Annotated in this window: 16 protein-coding genes; 7 read left to right on the top strand and 9 right to left on the bottom strand. The window is 53.1% G+C overall.

The genetic code is table 11. From position 1 onward, the window contains the following. Positions 1 to 187 precede the first annotated feature (187 nt). A complete protein-coding gene (gene zapB / locus OGY01_RS17625; protein ID WP_005121725.1) occupies positions 188 to 433 on the top strand; it encodes a septal ring assembly protein ZapB in 246 nt (81 codons plus the stop codon). A gap of 216 nt (positions 434 to 649) precedes the next feature. On the opposite strand, the gene rraA is transcribed toward zapB, so the two are convergent. From rraA to priA, 7 genes are all read right to left on the bottom strand, one after another. Further along, on the bottom strand, positions 650 to 1,135 hold the full coding sequence (gene rraA, locus OGY01_RS17620; RefSeq protein ID WP_045449315.1) for a ribonuclease E activity regulator RraA: 486 nt from the start codon (positions 1,133 to 1,135) through the stop codon (positions 650 to 652). Between the two features lie 92 nt (positions 1,136 to 1,227). Then, positions 1,228 to 2,157 carry a 1,4-dihydroxy-2-naphthoate polyprenyltransferase gene (gene menA, locus OGY01_RS17615; RefSeq protein ID WP_045449316.1) on the bottom strand — a complete coding sequence of 310 codons (930 nt, stop codon included), beginning with the start codon at positions 2,155 to 2,157 and terminating at the stop codon, positions 1,228 to 1,230. Between the two features lie 67 nt (positions 2,158 to 2,224). Then, on the bottom strand, positions 2,225 to 3,556 hold the full coding sequence (hslU, locus tag OGY01_RS17610; protein WP_045449318.1) for an ATP-dependent protease ATPase subunit HslU: 1,332 nt from the start codon (positions 3,554 to 3,556) through the stop codon (positions 2,225 to 2,227). 9 nt (positions 3,557 to 3,565) lie between these two features. Next, positions 3,566 to 4,096, bottom strand: coding sequence for an ATP-dependent protease subunit HslV (gene hslV, locus OGY01_RS17605; RefSeq protein ID WP_003028805.1), 531 nt, complete (start codon positions 4,094 to 4,096; stop codon positions 3,566 to 3,568). Between the two features lie 91 nt (positions 4,097 to 4,187). Next, the gene (gene ftsN, locus OGY01_RS17600) at positions 4,188 to 5,174 is read right to left on the bottom strand and encodes a cell division protein FtsN (protein ID WP_200042386.1); all 987 of its coding nucleotides are present in this window, start codon (positions 5,172 to 5,174) and stop codon (positions 4,188 to 4,190) included. A 93-nt stretch (positions 5,175 to 5,267) separates the two neighbouring features. Further along, complete coding sequence (gene cytR, locus OGY01_RS17595; protein WP_045449321.1) at positions 5,268 to 6,293, bottom strand: DNA-binding transcriptional regulator CytR; 1,026 nt, start codon at positions 6,291 to 6,293, stop codon at positions 5,268 to 5,270. Between the two features lie 157 nt (positions 6,294 to 6,450). Next, positions 6,451 to 8,649, bottom strand: coding sequence for a primosomal protein N' (gene priA, locus OGY01_RS17590; RefSeq protein ID WP_048223394.1), 2,199 nt, complete (start codon positions 8,647 to 8,649; stop codon positions 6,451 to 6,453). 204 nt (positions 8,650 to 8,853) lie between these two features. Between priA and rpmE the strand changes: the two genes are divergently transcribed. After that, positions 8,854 to 9,066, top strand: a complete 213-nt coding sequence (gene rpmE / locus OGY01_RS17585) for a 50S ribosomal protein L31 (protein ID WP_008787040.1) — start codon at positions 8,854 to 8,856, stop codon at positions 9,064 to 9,066. Positions 9,067 to 9,120: 54 nt separating this feature from the next. Here the strand turns inward: rpmE and metJ are convergent, their stop codons facing one another. Continuing rightward, entirely contained in the window at positions 9,121 to 9,438 is a 318-nt protein-coding gene (gene metJ / locus OGY01_RS17580; protein ID WP_003862042.1) for a met regulon transcriptional regulator MetJ, read from the bottom strand. 270 nt (positions 9,439 to 9,708) lie between these two features. Between metJ and metB the strand changes: the two genes are divergently transcribed. Together metB and metL are read left to right on the top strand one after the other, a co-directional pair. Beyond that, positions 9,709 to 10,869, top strand: coding sequence for a cystathionine gamma-synthase (gene metB / locus OGY01_RS17575; RefSeq protein ID WP_045449327.1), 1,161 nt, complete (start codon positions 9,709 to 9,711; stop codon positions 10,867 to 10,869). A gap of 2 nt (positions 10,870 to 10,871) precedes the next feature. Beyond that, positions 10,872 to 13,304, top strand: coding sequence for a bifunctional aspartate kinase/homoserine dehydrogenase II (gene metL / locus OGY01_RS17570; protein WP_200012978.1), 2,433 nt, complete (start codon positions 10,872 to 10,874; stop codon positions 13,302 to 13,304). Between the two features lie 92 nt (positions 13,305 to 13,396). Here metL and OGY01_RS17565 read toward each other — a convergent pair whose 3' ends face one another. Then, positions 13,397 to 13,771, bottom strand: coding sequence for a carboxymuconolactone decarboxylase family protein (locus tag OGY01_RS17565; protein WP_045449331.1), 375 nt, complete (start codon positions 13,769 to 13,771; stop codon positions 13,397 to 13,399). Between the two features lie 89 nt (positions 13,772 to 13,860). Here OGY01_RS17565 and OGY01_RS17560 point away from each other — a divergent pair, with 89 nt between their 5' ends. The 3 genes from OGY01_RS17560 (at position 13,861) to katG (ending at position 18,160) form a co-directional block, all read left to right on the top strand. Beyond that, positions 13,861 to 14,814, top strand: coding sequence for a LysR family transcriptional regulator (locus tag OGY01_RS17560; protein ID WP_200012980.1), 954 nt, complete (start codon positions 13,861 to 13,863; stop codon positions 14,812 to 14,814). Between the two features lie 109 nt (positions 14,815 to 14,923). Continuing rightward, positions 14,924 to 15,811 (top strand): methylenetetrahydrofolate reductase, encoded by an 888-nt coding sequence (gene metF, locus OGY01_RS17555; protein WP_045449335.1) that lies wholly within the window; start codon positions 14,924 to 14,926, stop codon positions 15,809 to 15,811. 168 nt (positions 15,812 to 15,979) lie between these two features. Next, positions 15,980 to 18,160 (top strand): catalase/peroxidase HPI, encoded by a 2,181-nt coding sequence (gene katG, locus OGY01_RS17550; RefSeq protein ID WP_048223404.1) that lies wholly within the window; start codon positions 15,980 to 15,982, stop codon positions 18,158 to 18,160. Positions 18,161 to 18,202: the final 42 nt, after the last annotated feature.

Here is an 18,202-nt window from a genome sequence, read left to right as displayed (position 1 = left end):
CGCTGTCTGTCACCAGGACAAAGATTAAAAGTGTTGCAAACCGCAATCTGCGCGGGATGCTGCTGGACAGGGATGGCGCGGCTTCATACAATCGGAGCTAAGTAGAGTGCGCTCGTTTTTATTAAGGCGTCGCCGGTTATCGGGACGAGGATTTTTATCCATCAACGCCTTGCAATTCAGGAGAGGTATGACGATGTCATTAGAAGTGTTTGAGAAACTGGAAGCAAAAGTACAGCAGGCGATTGATACCATCACGCTGTTGCAGATGGAAATCGAAGAGCTGAAAGAAAAGAATAACTCACTGTCGCAGGAAGTTCAGTCTGCACAGCAGCAGCGTGAAGAGCTGGAGCGTGAGAATAACAGCCTGAAAGAACAGCAGAATGGCTGGCAGGATCGTCTGCATGCTCTGCTCGGCCGTATGGAAGAAGTCTAATTACGCTTTATCTTTCGCGCCGTAGCAGCGTTGGCTGCGCTTAGTTACCCCAGTCTCGTAGTTTACTACGCTCCTGGGGATACCTTCGTTTGCCGCCTTGCTACAACACGAAATCTCTCGCGTAATCGCCCCTACGTGTAGGCTGGATAAGGCGCAAGCTGCTTCCGGTACTCAGCGATAACGCATAAAAAAGGCACCTTGCGGTGCCTTTTTTGATCACTCGATATCGAGCGGGTCTTCGGAAAGGATTATCCCGGTATTGTCGGCGTACAGATGGTCGCCGGAGAAGAACGTCACGCCACCAAAGTTGACGCGCACATCGCTTTCCCCGGTTCCTTCACCTGCGGCACCCACCGGAATAGCGGCAATCGCCTGAATGCCGATGTCCAGTTCTTCCAGATCGTCCACCTGGCGGACTGAGCCGTAGATGACCAGACCTTCCCACTCATTCTGTACAGCCAGACGAGCCAGTTCGGCATCGACCAGCGCACGACGGACAGAACCGCCGCCATCGACCAGCAGAATTCGACCACGGCCATTTTGTTCGAGCAGATCGTACAGCAACCCGTTGTCCTCGAAACATTTTACCGTGATGATTTGTCCGCCAAACGACGACCGTCCCCCAAAGTTAGAGAACAGCGGTTCCACGACGTTGACATCTTCCTGATAGATGTCACAAAGCTCGGATGTATCGTATTTCATAGGCTTAACGTTCAGTTGCTGCGAGAATTTTTAGTATATCGCGCTATGTGTACTGTTGGCAAAATCATCAATTGTTAATTGATATTTGTCAGTTAAAGGGACCACTGACTTAAGAAAATCCCAACAACAAACAGTAAGTTAGTTAATAGCGCAGCTTTCACGGTGCGTTCCAGCATTGGGCGCATCGCTGTAGGATCCATCTCATGCATCACATATCTTGCCTGTTTGATCAGCAACGGAGCGGCCAGAATAAACAGCCATCCCCACAGACTTTGCAGCGAGAACAGGTTAAACAGTGCCAGGCAGACCAGCGTACCCATCAGCAGGCAGGCATGGTAACGACGGGCATTGACGGCGCCTAAACGTACAACCAGCGTGTTTTTGCCATTTTCTCTGTCGCTGTTGATATCGCGCAGGTTATTGATATTGAGCACGGCGGTTGCCAGCAGACCGCAGGCCGTTGCCGGCAAAATCAACGCGGGAATAAGCGTATGCGCCTGCAGATACCAGCTCCCCATAACGCTGAGCCAGCCGAAGAAGACCAGCACGGAAATATCGCCCAGGCCAATATAGCCGTAAGGACGATTACCTACGGTATAAGTGATAGCGGCGATAATCGACAGGCCGCCGAGTATCAAAAAGCCGACAAAATCAGTCAGCGTGTGGCAGGCCACTGCTACCAGCGCCAGACCGGACAAGCAGATTAAGACCACGGTGATAATCAACGCGCGCTTCATTTCCTGCTGCGTGATGACCCCTTTTTGCATTCCACGTAACGGCCCTATGCGGTCGGGCTTGTCGCTGCCTTTGACAGCATCGCCATAGTCGTTCGCAAGGTTGGACAGAATTTGCAGCAGTCCTGCCGTGATTAATGCCAGCAGAGCAACCAGCGGATCGAAATACCCTTGCCACCATGCTAATGCCGTACCGACGATGATCGCCGCGAAGGCGAGCGGTAAGGTCTTAGGTCGTAAACTTTCCAGCCAGGCTTGTGAGCGGCTAATTTGTTGTTGTTCAGTCATATTTAGCGCCAATAAAAATGGGGCTTTATCAGCCCCATCAACAGTGATGAAAATGCATTGAACGCGATTATAGGATAAAACGGCTCAGATCTTCATCTGCGACCAGCGCATCCAGATGTTTGCTCACATATTCGGCATCAATTGTGATGCTTTGGCCGTTCAAATCGCTCGCATCATAGGAAATATCTTCCATCAGACGCTCGAGAACGGTATGCAGACGACGTGCACCGATGTTTTCGGTGGTTTCGTTGACCTGCCAGGCCGCTTCGGCAATACGTTTAATACCTGATTCAGTGAAGTCGATATTCACGCCTTCGGTCGCCATCAGCGCTTTGTATTGCACGGTGATAGAGGCATTCGGTTCAGTCAGAATACGCTCGAAATCGCTGGTGGTCAGCGCCTGTAGCTCGACGCGGATTGGCAGACGACCCTGCAGTTCTGGGATCAGGTCAGACGGTTTCGCCACCTGGAACGCGCCGGAGGCGATAAACAGTATGTGATCGGTTTTCACCATGCCGTGCTTGGTGGAGACGGTGCAGCCTTCAACCAGCGGCAGCAGGTCGCGCTGTACGCCTTCACGGGACACATCCGGACCAGAAGATTCACCGCGCTTACAGATTTTGTCGATTTCGTCGATAAACACGATCCCGTGTTGTTCAACGGCGTCGATAGCTTCCTGTTTCAGCTCTTCCGGGTTGACCAGTTTCGCCGCTTCTTCTTCAATCAGCAGCTTCATCGCATCTTTAATTTTCAGCTTACGCGGTTTTTGTTTCTGGCCGCCTAAGTTCTGGAACATGGACTGCAACTGGCTGGTCATCTCTTCCATTCCCGGAGGCGCCATGATTTCTACGCCCATCGGTGCAGCAGCGAGATCAATCTCAATCTCTTTATCGTCCAGTTGGCCTTCACGCAGTTTTTTACGGAACGCCTGACGTGCAGCGGAAGGTTCCTGCGGCTGTTCTGACTGTCCCCAGTTATTTTTGGCTGGAGGAATCAGCACATCGAGAATACGTTCTTCCGCCATTTCTTCTGCACGGAAGCGGTTTTTCTCGATAGCCTGAACGCGAACCATTTTAATGGCTGCGTCGGTTAAATCGCGGATGATGGAGTCAACTTCTTTACCAACATAGCCTACTTCGGTGAATTTCGTTGCTTCAACTTTGATGAACGGTGCGTTGGCCAGTTTTGCCAGACGGCGGGCAATTTCGGTTTTACCGACACCGGTTGGACCAATCATCAGAATGTTTTTTGGCGTGACTTCATGGCGCAGCTCTTCGTCGAGCTGCATACGGCGCCAGCGGTTACGCAGGGCAATCGCCACGGAACGCTTGGCGTTATCCTGGCCGATAATGTGTTTGTTCAGTTCGCTGACAATTTCGCGTGGGGTCATTTCAGACATGGGGGATCCTTACGCTTTGGAGTTCAATTCTTCGATGGTATGGAAGTGGTTGGTATAAATGCAGATATCCCCTGCAATATCCAACGCTTTCTCAGCAATCTCGCGTGCGCCAAGCTCGGTGTTTTCCAGCAGAGCGCGTGCTGCAGCCTGGGCGTAGGGACCGCCGGAGCCGATGGCAATCAGATCGTTTTCTGGCTGGATGACATCGCCATTACCCGTGATGATGAGCGATGCAGTTTCATCTGCAACGGCCAACAATGCTTCGAGTTTGCGCAGCATACGATCGGTTCGCCAGTCTTTCGCCAGTTCAACGGCAGCTTTCACCAGATGACCCTGATGCATTTCCAGTTTGCGTTCAAACAATTCAAACAGCGTGAATGCATCCGCAGTGCCGCCCGCAAAGCCCGCAATGACTTTGTCGTTGTACAGACGGCGGACTTTTTTCACGTTGCCTTTCATTACGGTGTTACCCAGTGTGGCCTGACCATCACCGGCGATTACCACATGGCCGTTACGGCGTACGCTTACTATTGTTGTCACGAGCAGACCCCTTGGTTACAAATGCAGAATACAGGCCCCGCACAGTGTACGGGGCGTAATGCAAGTATAGATGGGGGGGATTTTGGGGGTTTCAACCCCCGGTAGCGAGTCGAATGCAGTTTGTGTGGCCAGCCACTTTCAGACGACTGATAGTGTTGTCAGCATTTTCTTTGCCTTTGAGCGGGCCAATGACCACGCGATTCCAGCCGTTGTTGGTGGTTATGCGGGAATTGAAGCCCTCAAAGGCCAACTGTGCACGCACAGTTTCTGCCTGCTCAGCCCCTTTAAATGATCCACACTGAACCATCCAGCGACGTTCATCTTTTTTCTCTGCCGTCTGTTTTGGCGCTTCTGTTTCATGCGTAATCGGCGCGGCTGGTTGCGTTTTCGGCTGAGCAGCTGTGGTATGCGCTGGCGTCTGCAACAGATCCTGGTACGGCTGTTGGGCCGCCGGTTTTGGCTGCGTTTGACGCGGCTGTTGTACCGGCGCAGCCTGTACCGTACGCGTTTGTTGCTGTTGCTGTTGCTGGTAAGGTTGTTCCGTTACCCGCGTACGCGGCTGCTGAGCCTGTTGCTGTGCGTTGGTCCACTGCTGTTGCTGCACCTGACGCTGGCGCTGCAGAGTTTGCTGGCGTTGTTCAGGCGTTTGTTCGTTCCACGGTACCTCATTGAGCTGCGTGGGCTGCTGACGCATATCAGCCTGCATTTGCGCCAGGAGCTGACGCTGCTCATTGGTAAGCTGATCGGCGTTAAGCACTTCACCGCCAGCAGAAGGTTCGGTTGGCGCACGCACGCCCGGCTGGCGGCTTTCCAGCTCTTTGATGTATCGCCAGCGTTCTTCCGGTTTCGGTGGGATCCCATTACCGGTGACTTTCTGGCTTTGCAGCGTTTCGGACTCTTCTTTCTTGTGATGCGTAATGAAGTACAGACCACCGATAAAGGTCACAAGTACGGCTGCCGCAATAGCGACCATCGCGGGGGATACCGCTGACGTATTGCGTTGCTTTTTCCGTGAAGTGCTCTTTTTGCGCCGCGAAGGTGCCGGTTGGCCGCGACGTACATAATCTCGTTGTGCCACTATCGTTTCGCTGTATTTATTCGTTCGTCAGCCCGCCATGTTACTTAAGCGGCGGGCCTTTGACCAGACAGGGGAGTCCGAAAGCACTTTACTTTAAGTCAATGCCCGCGTAGAGCCCCGAATAATAAGCTCACAGTCCAGTAAACGTGAGCCACTACTGACGTTATGCCCTTGTAATTGATCGAGCAGTAACAGCATAGCTTCACGTCCGATATCGAAACGCGGCTGTGCAACGGTTGTCAGGGGTGGATCACAAAATTCTGTGAGTGAAATGTTATCAAAGCCAATAATGGATAAATCGTCAGGTACTTTTAAGCCCTGACGTTTGGCATATGAGAGTGCGCCCAGCGCCATGACATCGCTGTGACAGAAAACAGCGGTAGGCGGCTGTGGTAGCTCAAGCAGCTGTTTCAGTGCGTTTGCACCTGCTTCATAGGTAAAATTACCGCGCGCGATAAAATGTGGATCGACCGTAATCCCGCTGCGGCGCAACGCCTGAACGTAACCTTGCAGGCGGTAGTGACACAGTGGCATATCCTCTGGTCCGGCGATACAGCCAATACGCTGATGACCCAGTTCAAGCAGATAGTTCATCGCATTAAACGCAGCGGTGAGGTTATCAATATGAACGGTGGGGAGCTCCAGCTCTGGCGCGAATTCGTTGGACATCACCATCGGTGGCAAATTGCGTTGCTCTTCCACGCTGGCATCAAACGGCAGACGTGAGCTAAGCAGTACCATGCCATCGATCTGCTTGGTGATAATGAGGTTAAGAAAAGTCTTTTCCTCCTGGTTCTGGTGCGCGCAATCACCGATCAGCACCAGGTAACCCTGCTCTGCGGCGGTGACCTCAATGCCCCGGATAATTTCACTAAAGAACGGGTCGCAAATATCCGGAACAATCACCAGAATGGTACGTGATTCATTGCGCTTAACGTTGCGCCCCATCGATTGGGGGAGATATCCCACTTCCAGCGCGGCCTGCTCAACCCGGCTACGGGTGGACTGAGAGACTTTGTCCGGGTTCATTAATGCACGGGAGACGGTTGCCGTGGAGACTTTCGCCTTCAGGGCAACATCTTTCATCGTAGCGGCAGCGACCTGCTTATTCGGTTTCACTCTTTCTCCTCGCCAGAGAGCTGCTGGCGCAGACCTGTCCCTGGGTAACCTTCATTTGAAATATTTTTATCAGATAGTGAATAGAAGCAGTTACAGAATTTTCATAAAAAGTGTGATGGATATTTAATTTTACGATCCGCCTCGCATCATGAGGGGGCTATCCCTCAATGGGATCGACATCCAACACCCATTTGACCTTGCGTGCATCAGGCAGCGTATTGATTAACGCCAGTGTCCCGCTAACGATATGTTGTAGTCGAATGCGTGACGGATGTTGCAACAAAATTTGCCAGCGATAACGGCCGCCACGCTTGGGTGCCAGTGCAGGAACCGGGCCGAGCACCCAGAGTTTGTCGTCGGCCAGCGGACTGGCCTGAATCAGATTGCGCAGTTGCTGCAGGAACATCGGCGCATGCTGATTGTTATGGTCTTCTGCCCGTACGATCACATGGCTGGTCCACGGTGGAAGCTGCAGCGTTTGGCGTTCGGCCAGTGCCTGTTCGGCAAAGGCGTCATAACCTTTATACAGCAAGGTTTGCAGCAGTGGATGTTCAGGGTGGTGCGTTTGCAGCACCACTTCACCCTGTTTACCGGCACGGCCTGCACGCCCGGATACCTGTGTGTAAAGCTGGGCGAAGCGCTCTGCTGAACGAAAATCTGCCGAGAATAGCGCCCCGTCCACATCCAGTAATGCCACCAGTGTGACGTCCGGGAAGTGGTGACCTTTTGCCAGCATTTGTGTGCCGATAAGAATTCGTGCGCCGCCGCGATGCACTTCTGCCAGATGCTGCTCCAGCGCCCCTTTACGGCTGGTGGTATCGCGGTCAATACGCGAAATCGGTACACCTGGGAAGAAGGGGGCTAAAGCCTGTTCAAGCTGTTCGGTGCCGAGTCCGACCGGTACCATATGCGTAGAACCGCAGGAAGGACACTGACGCGGTATGGGACGCTGACTGTCACAGTGGTGGCAGCGCAAATGATGCTGCGCCTGATGCAGCGTGTAGTAGTGATCGCAGCGCGGGCATTCGGCAATCCAGCCGCAGTCGTGGCATAGCAGTGCAGGGGCAAATCCCCGGCGATTAAGAAAGAGAATTACCTGATTATCCGCCTGCAGATGCTGACGCATGCGGGTGATAAGCGCAGGAGCCAGTCCGGCCTGTACCTGCTGACCTTTTAGATCCAGTACGTGCTGAATGGCAGGACGTGCATTTCCGGCGCGGCGCGTCAGGCGCAGCATACGGTATTTTTTTTGCCGCACGTTGCACAGCGTTTCCAGCGCCGGAGTGGCCGACCCGAGAATAATGGGGATCTGCTCGCTGTGGGCGCGGTAAACCGCCAGATCGCGGGCGTGATAGCGCCAGCCTTCCTGCTGTTTATAGGAGCTGTCATGCTCTTCGTCGATGACAATTACGCCGAGATTTTTAAACGGTGTAAACAGTGATGAACGCGTACCGATGACAATCGCCGCTTCACCATTTTTCGCTTTCAGCCAGGCAGAAAGACGTTCGCTGTCATTCAGACCGGAGTGCAATACTTCTACCGGAGCATTGAAGCGTTCGCGAAAGCGGGCAATGGTTTGTGGTGTCAGACCAATCTCCGGCACCATCACCAGCGCCTGTTTGCCCTGGGCGAGGATATTTTCCAGTACGCTCAGATAGACTTCTGTTTTGCCAGAACCCGTCACGCCTGCTAGTAGCCAGGCGCTAAAACAGTCTGATTCGCTGTGAATCGCTCCAACGGCAGTGGCCTGTTCGGTATTTAGCCGTAACCGCTCACCGGAAACGGCGTAGTGCGTGCGCCAGTCACTGAAACCTGGCGTTTCGCTCGCCAGGTCGCAGAGACCTTTTTTACGCAGTGCTTGTAATGCGGCGTCATTAAATTCGAGTTCAGCCACCTGGTCACGCCAGATTTTTCCCTGGCGTAGCGCTGCCAGCGCCTGCTGTTGTTTGGGGGAGCGCTTCAGGCTGTTTAAATCAATAACCTGACCTTCTTCGGTGGCAAACCAGTACCACATTGGCGCGTTAGTGGCAGGTCTGCCCTGGCGTAGCAGAATAGGCAAAGCATGAAACAGCACGTCGCCAATAGGGTGGTGGTAATAATCAGCAGCCCACAGCAGTAAACGCCAGACGGAGGAGGAATAGACCGGTTCGCTGTCCAGTACCTCAATCACGGCTTTTAATTCATTCAGCGGCAGTTCGCTTTGCTCGCTTACCGACAGGACAATGCCGACACGCTCCTGCTGCTTGCCAAAGGGCACACGTACGCGACACCCGGCTTTGGCGTTCATGCCTTCCGGCAAGAGGTAGTCAAAGGTGCGGGGTAGCGGGACGGGTAAGGCAACGTGCGCAACGGGCATTTAATCATCCTGACTTGAATTCTGGCGGGTTAGTATACACATTAGTGAGAAGCGGAATGCGGATCAGTTTGCATGAGCAGGTTAATTTCTGTATGATTCGCCGCCTTTGATACAAATTTGTATCACTGACCTATACTATTAACATCGCGTGGTGTCTGGCGTTAGGGCTGGAAGAGCGACGCGGCCTTAAACCGAGGTTTCCCCATGAAAAAAGATATTCACCCGAAATACGAAGAAATTACTGCAAACTGCTCTTGCGGTAACGTCATGAAAATCCGCTCTACCGTCGGTCACGATCTGAACCTGGACGTGTGCGGTCAGTGCCACCCGTTCTATACTGGCAAGCAGCGTGATGTTGCTACCGGTGGCCGTGTTGATCGCTTCAACAAGCGTTTCAGCATCCCGGGCAGCAAATAAGTTTTTCTGCTGTCAAAAAAAAGCGCCTTACGGCGCTTTTTTTGTATCCGGCGTTTAGTATTCCCACGTTTCCGGGTCGATCCCCAGTTCACGCATAATTACCTTCGCCTCTTCAGGAATTTCATCACTGCGTTCTTTACGCAGATCATCATCGTTGGGTAACGGTTGCCCGGTAAAGGCATGCAGAAACGCTTCACACAGCAGTTCGCTGTTGGTGGCGTGGCGCAGGTTGTTCACCTGACGACGCGTGCGTTCATCGGTAAGGATTTTTAACACCTTCAGAGGAATGGAAACCGTAATTTTTTTGACTTGCTCACTCTTCTTACCGTGCTCAGCGTATGGGCTGATATATTCGCCGCTCCATTCAGCCATGAGATACCTAATCCTCTTTGTCATTTATATTGAGGCCGGAAACTGAGCCCGAGCCATAATTTCATTGCGCGTAGTTTATCGTAGTGGCGAGGCCCTGACACGAAGTTAGCCATCGCAGATGTGCGCTAATGCATATAATTTTAACGGCTATTTCCAGTTTGCTCAATCTATACGCAAAGAAGTTTAGATGTCCAGATGTATTGACGGCTATTGTAACAATGATTACTCTGGTGCCTGACTTTTCACCGGCTCAGCCAGGAACTCCTCAATATGACGCGTAAACAGGCCACCATCGCAGTGCGTAGCGGATTAAATGACGACGAGCAGTACGGTTGCGTTGTCCCGCCGATTCACCTTTCCAGTACCTATAACTTCACCGGTTTTAATGAGCCGCGAGCCCATGACTATTCACGTCGCGGCAACCCGACGCGTGATGTCGTCCAGCGCGCGCTGGCTGAGCTGGAAGGAGGGGCTGGTGCAGTGCTGACCAATACTGGTATGTCGGCGATCCATCTGGTGACTACGGTGTTCCTGAAGCCTGGTGATTTACTGGTGGCGCCACACGACTGTTACGGCGGCAGCTATCGTCTGTTTGACAGTCTGGCGAAGCGCGGTTGTTATCGCGTCCTGTTTGTCGATCAGGGTAATGAGCAGGCGCTCAAGGCGGCACTGGCGGAAAAACCGCAGTTAGTGCTGGTGGAAAGCCCGAGTAATCCCCTGTTACGCGTGGTGGATATTGCGAAAATCTGCCAGCTGGCGCGTGAAGCTGGCGCGGTGAGTGTTGTGGATAACACTTTTTTAAGCCCTGCACTGCAAAATCCACTGGCATTGGGCGCCGATCTGGTGTTGCATTCATGCACGAAATATTTAAACGGTCACTCTGATGTGGTGGCTGGCGTAGTGATTGCGAAAGATCCTGAAACGGTCACTGAGCTGGCATGGTGGGCGAATAATATTGGCGTAACCGGCGGCGCATTTGATAGCTATCTGCTGTTGCGTGGCCTGCGTACTTTGTCACCGCGTATGGAGGTGGCACAACGTAATGCTCAGGCGATTGTGGACTATTTGCAAACCCAGCCGCTGGTGAAAAAACTGTATCACCCGTCACTGCCGGATAATCAGGGGCATGAGATTGCCGCGCGCCAACAAAAAGGCTTTGGCGCGATGTTGAGTTTTGAACTGGATGGTGATGAGCAAACGCTGCGTCGCTTCCTGGGCGGGTTGTCGTTGTTTACGCTGGCGGAATCATTAGGGGGAGTTGAAAGTCTGATCTCCCACGCCGCAACCATGACACATGCGGGTATGGCACCAGAAGCGCGTGCTGCTGCCGGAATTTCTGAAACGCTGCTGCGTATCTCCACCGGTATTGAAGATGGCGAAGATTTAATTGCCGACCTGGAAAATGGCTTCCGGGCTGCAAACAAGGGGTAAACATGAGTGTGATTGCGCAGGCAGGGGCGAAGGGTCGTCAACTGCACAAATTTGGTGGTAGTAGTCTGGCAGACGTGAAATGTTATTTGCGTGTCGCAGGTATTATGGCGGAGTACTCGCAGCCTGACGATATGATGGTTGTTTCAGCTGCAGGCAGCACCACTAACCAGTTGATTAGCTGGCTGAAGTTAAGCCAGACCGATCGTCTTTCTGCGCATCAGGTTCAGCAGGCGTTACGCCGCTATCAGAGCGAACTTATTAGCGGCTTATTGCCGCCAGACGTGGCCGATGGGTTGATCGGCGCGTTTATCAACGATCTGGAGCGCCTGGCCGGTTTGCTCGACAGTGGCGTGAACGATACGGTCTACGCCGAAGTCGTAGGGCATGGCGAAGTGTGGTCGGCACGCCTGATGTCTGCCGTGCTTAATCAGCAGGGGCTGGAGTCGACCTGGCTGGATGCGCGTGAGTTTTTGCGTGCTGAGCGCGGCGCTCAACCGCAGGTGGATGAAGGTCTCTCTTACCCATTATTACAACAACTGCTGGCTCAGCATCCGGGCAAGCGCCTGGTAGTGACCGGTTTTATCAGTCGTAGCAATGCGGGCGAAACGGTATTGCTGGGGCGTAACGGCTCTGACTACTCTGCGACGCAAGTCGGTGCGCTGGCGGGTGTTTCCCGAGTGACCATCTGGAGCGATGTCGCCGGGGTATACAGTGCGGACCCACGAAAAGTGAAGGATGCCTGTCTGTTGCCATTGCTGCGTCTGGACGAAGCCAGCGAACTGGCTCGTCTGGCCGCTCCGGTTCTGCATGCCCGGACTTTACAGCCGGTTTCTGGCAGCGATATCGACCTTCAGTTGCGCTGCAGCTATACGCCGGATCAGGGATCGACGCGCATTGAACGCGTGCTGGCTTCCGGTACCGGAGCGCGTATTGTGACCAGCCATGACGATGTCTGCCTGATTGAATTCCTGGTTCCAGGTGGTCAGGACTTTAAGCTGGCGTATAAAGAGATCGATCAGATTTTAAAACGCACACAGGTGCGTCCGCTGGCGGTTGGCGTGCATCCCGATCGCCAACTCCTGCAATTTTGCTACACCTCAGAAGTCGCTGACGGCGCACTGAAAATTCTTGATGAGGCCGGTTTACCTGGCGAGCTGCGTTTACGTCAGGGGCTGGCGCTGGTGGCGATGGTTGGGGCTGGCGTGACACGCAATCCGCTGCACTGCCACCGTTTCTGGCAGCAACTGAAAGGTCAGCCGGTAGAGTTTACCTGGCAGTCGGAAGAGGGCATCAGTCTGGTTGCCGTACTGCGTACCGGTCCGACTGAAAGCCTGATTCAGGGACTGCACCAGTCTATCTTCCGCGCAGAAAAACGTATTGGTCTGGTGTTGTTCGGGAAGGGGAATATTGGTTCTCGCTGGCTGGAACTGTTCGCCCGTGAACAAAGCACGCTTTCTGCACGTACTGGTTTTGAGTTTGTGCTGGCAGGCGTGGTGGATAGCCGCCGTAGCCTGCTGAACTATGAAGGGCTGGATGCCAGCCGCGCATTAGCCTTCTTCGATGACGAAGCAGTGGAACAGGATGAAGAGTCGCTGTTCCTGTGGATGCGCGCCCACCCGTATGATGATTTAGTTGTGCTGGACGTGACCGCCAGCGAACAGCTGGCGGATCAGTATCTGGATTTCGCCAGCCACGGTTTTCACGTTATCAGCGCCAATAAACTGGCGGGAGCTAGCACCAGTAATAAATATCGCCAAATTCACGATGCCTTCGAGAAAACGGGTCGCCACTGGTTGTATAACGCCACCGTGGGTGCCGGATTGCCGATCAACCATACCGTGCGCGATCTGATTGACAGTGGAGACACCATTCTGTCGATCAGTGGGATCTTCTCCGGTACGCTGTCGTGGCTGTTCCTGCAATTTGACGGATCTGTCCCGTTTACCGATCTGGTGGATCAGGCGTGGCAGCAGGGGTTGACTGAACCGGACCCGCGAGTGGACCTTTCGGGCAAAGATGTGATGCGCAAGCTGGTGATTCTGGCGCGCGAAGCCGGTTACGATATCGAACCGGATCAGGTTCGTGTGGAGTCCCTGGTACCAGCGCACTGTGAAGAAGGCTCAATTGATCATTTCTTTGAAAATGGCGATGAGCTGAACGAGCAGATGGTACAGCGTCTGGAAGCCGCCCGTGAAATGGGGCTGGTGCTACGCTACGTGGCGCGTTTTGATGCTAACGGCAAAGCACGCGTCGGTGTTGAAGCGGTGCGACCAGAACATCCGCTGGCGGCGCTACTGCCGTGCGATAACGTGTTCGCCATTGAAAGTCGCTGGTATCGCGATAACCCGCTGGTGATTCGCGGACCGGGGGCGGGTCGCGATGTGACTGCTGGCGCTATTCAGTCGGATATCAATCGCCTGGCGCAACTGCTGTAGTTTTGTTGCCGGATGACGCTGAGTTTATCCGGCCAGTGTGATTGTTAGGCCGGATAAAGATGTTAACGCATCTTATCCGGCGTGCAGCTTCGCTATTCGTGAGCTGAAAAGACCTCTTTTGCAGCGAAAAGGCCATTCAGCGCGGCTGGAAAACCTGCATATACAGCCATCTGCATTATCACCTCAATGATCTCTTCCTGCGTTAATCCAACATGCAGAGCAGCGGCAATGTGTACTTTCAACTGTGGCGTCGCGTTGCCAAGAGCGGTTAATGCGGCGACGGTCGCAATTTCCCGACTGCGTAAATCGAGTCCCGGTCGGGAATAGATATCACCGAAAGGAAATTCGAGCAGATAGCGGGCGAAATCTGGCGCAATATCTTTCAGGCTTTCCAGCACTGCGTCGCCGCTTTTGCCATCCACCTGTTGCAGCATTTTTTGTCCGGTAATATAGCGTTCTGAAAACATGGTTTATCCCTCGTTTGTCTGGTGTATGACGTGAGGATAGGTTGTGGGCGTTTCTATAGATAATACCGTTTTCGTGATACCTTTTCGGTATGACAACCCAACCGCTTAATTCTCTGGATATCCGCCTGCTACGCTATTTCGTCGTGGTAGCGGAAGAGAACAACATGAGCCGTGCGGCACAGCGCCTGTTTATGTCGCAGCCTCCGCTCAGTCGCCATATTCGCCAGCTTGAAGTTCGCCTGGGGGTGACGCTTTTTACCCGTCATAGCCGTGGACTCTCGCTGACGGAAGATGGGTTGCGTGTACTGGAGATGGTTCGCCCGCTGCTGACGCTACAGGACACAACCTATCTTGCGTTGAGCCAACTGGCGAAAGCGGATGGGCAAGCGCTACGACTGGGGTTAAGCACAGCGTTTGAGCAAGGTATATTTGCATCGTTTGAGTCGCATTTGGTTGAGCGTGTCGAGACGCTGCACATTGTACGTCACGCGTCGACCGAACTGGTGCGGCAGGTACGCCGGGGTAAACTGGATGCTGCGCTGGTGGCATTACCGCTGGAAACGGCGGGGCTTACGGTGACGGATTTACCCTGGCATGAGCCGCTGATTGCCGCGTTGCCAGCCTCCTGGCCAGAAGCGGCTGAGAAATCGCTGTCACTGAGGACGCTCAATCACAGGCCGCTGTTCTGGTTTAAGAGAGAGCGTAATCCGGCCTTTTTCGACTATACCCACCAGATATTCAGACGCGCAGGTTATTCTCCTGCCTGTATTGAAGAACCTCTTGAACATGATGTTTTATTAGCCCGAATTGCGCATGGCGATGGCCTGAGTATTCTCCCCGCCTCTTTTGCGGCTATTCAGCGTCAGGGCGTGACTTTTTGCCCGCTGAATGGCTGTGATTTGCGTATCAACACTGGTCTGGTGATATCACCAGGGCAGGAAGATCGCCTGAAATGGCTCCCGGCGTTGATAAAATCTCTTCTGCCAGCAAACCAGAATGAATTTATTTCACCTTCGCTGAGTATTCCTCACCTTCCACAATGATTTTTCAGTTGACGTCACTGCGCTTTTCCGTCATTTTTACATCTAGACGTCTAAACGTATAGCAGTTCACAACACAACATATAACGACAAAAGATTGATGAGGTAAGGTATGAGCTTTTTTCACGCCAACCAGCGGGAAGCCCTGAATCAGAGCCTGGCAGAAGTGCAGGGTCAGATTAACGTTTCGTTCGAGTTTTTCCCGCCGCGCACCAGTGAAATGGAGCAAACCCTGTGGAACTCCATCGATCGTCTGAGCAGTCTGAAACCTAAGTTTGTTTCCGTCACCTATGGTGCAAACTCGGGTGAGCGTGACCGCACGCACAGCATTATTAAGGGAATTAAGGATCGCACGGGCCTCGAAGCGGCTCCGCACCTGACCTGTATTGATGCTACCCGTGATGAGTTGCGCACTATTGCTCAGGATTACTGGAACAACGGTATTCGTCATATTGTTGCTCTGCGCGGTGATTTGCCGGCAGGTGGTGGTAAGCCGGATATGTACGCTTCTGATCTGGTGACCTTGCTGAAAGATGTCGCAGATTTTGATATCTCAGTTGCGGCTTATCCGGAAGTGCATCCTGAAGCGAAAAGCGCACAGGCTGATTTGCTCAACCTGAAGCGTAAGGTCGATGCCGGAGCGAACCGCGCGATCACCCAATTTTTCTTTGATGTGGAAAGCTATTTGCGTTTTCGCGATCGCTGTGTGTCTGCGGGGATCGATGTGGAGATTATCCCGGGCATTCTGCCGGTTTCCAACTTTAAGCAAGCGAAAAAATTTGCTGACATGACTAACGTTCGCATTCCGGCGTGGATGTCGACAATGTTTGATGGCCTGGATGACGATGCCGAGACCCGTAAGCTGGTTGGGGCGAATATCGCCATGGATATGGTGAAGATTTTAAGTCGTGAAGGGGTGAAAGATTTCCACTTCTATACCCTCAATCGTGCGGAAATGAGCTACGCTATTTGCCACACGCTGGGTGTAAGACCGAATTAAACAGATGCCCCAGCCCTCTACGGAGGGCTTTTTATTGATCATTTTGATCTACATCTCTGTAACTTAAAATATAAAAGGAATTAGCTATCGAATCTGTGGGTTATTTCGACTATATCTTATCTCTGGTGGTGTATATCGTAGTCAGAACACTGTAAAGGGAGCATATAGATGAGCATGTCCGACGATAACCATAACGCATCAACTGCCGGTAAGTGTCCTTTTCATCAAGGCGGTCACGACCAGAGCGCGGGAGCAGGAACGAGCAACCGCGACTGGTGGCCTAATCAACTCCGTGTAGATCTGCTGAACCAACATTCCAACCGTTCGAACCCACTGGGTGAGGACTTTAACTACCGCAAAGAATTTAGCAAACTCGACTATTCTGCCCTGAAAGGGGATCTCAGAGCCCTCCTGTCCGAATCTCAACCGTGGTGGCCCGCTGACTGGGGCACTTATGCCGGTTTATTTATCCGCATGGCATGGCACGGCGCAGGTACCTATCGCTCTATTGATGGACGCGGTGGAGCGGGTCGTGGACAGCAGCGTTTTGCACCACTGAACTCCTGGCCGGACAACGTGAGTCTTGATAAGGCACGCCGTCTGCTGTGGCCAGTTAAGCAGAAATATGGTCAGAAAATTTCCTGGGCTGATCTGTTTATCCTTGCGGGTAACGTAGCGCTGGAAAACTCAGGTTTCCGTACCTTCGGTTTTGGTGCTGGTCGTGAAGACGTCTGGGAACCGGATCTTGACGTAAACTGGGGTGATGAGAAAGCCTGGCTGACTCACCGCCACCCTGAAGAGCTGGCAAAAGCGCCATTGGGCGCGACCGAGATGGGGCTTATCTATGTAAACCCGGAAGGTCCGGATCACAGCGGTGAGCCGCTTTCTGCAGCTGCAGCTATTCGTGCGACATTCGGCAACATGGGGATGAACGACGAAGAAACCGTAGCGCTAATCGGTGGTGGCCATACGTTAGGTAAAACTCATGGTGCAGCACCTGCATCACATGTCGGGGCCGACCCAGAGTCAGCACCGATTGAAGCACAGGGTTTAGGCTGGGCCAGCAGCTATGGTAGCGGTGCGGGCGCAGATGCTATCACGTCTGGTCTGGAAGTGGTTTGGACGCAAACACCAACCCAGTGGAGCAACTATTTCTTCGAGAACCTGTTCAAATACGAATGGGTACAAACTCGCAGCCCGGCCGGTGCCATCCAGTTTGAAGCGGTTGATGCGCCAGAAATCATTCCTGATCCGTTTGATCCGTCGAAAAAACGTAAGCCGACGATGCTGGTCACCGACCTGACGCTGCGTTTTGATCCTGAGTTCGAGAAAATCTCTCGTCGTTTCCTTAACGATCCGCAGGCGTTCAACGAAGCTTTTGCCCGTGCGTGGTTTAAACTGACGCACCGTGATATGGGGCCGAAAGCGCGTTACATTGGACCGGAAGTACCACAAGAAGATCTGATTTGGCAGGATCCGCTGCCGCATGCGTTCTTCAACCCAAGCGAAGAAGATATTCTTAACCTGAAGGCGACCATCGCGGCTTCCGGACTTTCCGTAGGCGAGCTGGTATCGGTGGCGTGGGCTTCGGCTTCTACATTCCGTGGTGGTGACAAACGTGGCGGTGCTAACGGTGCTCGCCTGGCGCTGAATCCACAACGTGGTTGGGATGTGAATGCCACTGCTGCACGTGTTCTGCCTGTGCTGGAAGGTATCTATAAATCTGCCCATACAGCCTCGTTGGCCGATATTATCGTGCTGGCCGGTGTTGTCGGTGTGGAGAAGGCAGCAAGCGCAGCGGGCGTCAGTATCACTGTACCTTTTGTTCCAGGCCGCGTGGATGCGCGTCAGGATCAAACCGATATTGAGATGTTTGAATTGCTGAAGCCGATTGCCGATGGCTTCCGTAACTATCGTTCCCGTCCTGACGTATCAACCACCGAATCGCTGCTGATTGATAAAGCGCAGCAGTTGACGTTAACCGCACCGGAAATGACCGTGCTGGTGGGTGGTATGCGTGTGCTGGGAACCAACTTTGATGGTAGCCAGCATGGCGTCTTTACCGATCGTCCTGGCGTGCTCAGCAATGATTTCTTCGTCAATCTGCTGGATATGCGCAACGAATGGAAAGCGGTGGATGAGTCGCAAGAACTGTTTGAAGGGCGCGACCGCCTGAACGGTGATGTGAAATACACCGCTACCCGCGCCGATCTGGTATTCGGTTCTAACTCGGTACTGCGTGCACTGGCAGAAGTTTATGCTTGCAGCGATGCCCACGAGAAGTTCGTGAAGGACTTTGTCGCGGCATGGGTGAAAGTGATGAATCTGGACCGTTTTGATCTGCTGTAATCTCAACGTCTAACACTTCAGCGGCTGCTTCCCGGCAGTCGC

Origin of the sequence: Citrobacter sp. Cm038, assembly GCF_030333105.1 — a bacterium.
Taxonomy (GTDB): Bacteria; Pseudomonadota; Gammaproteobacteria; order Enterobacterales; family Enterobacteriaceae; genus Citrobacter; species Citrobacter murliniae.
This window is presented reverse-complemented; position numbering and strand designations above follow the sequence as displayed.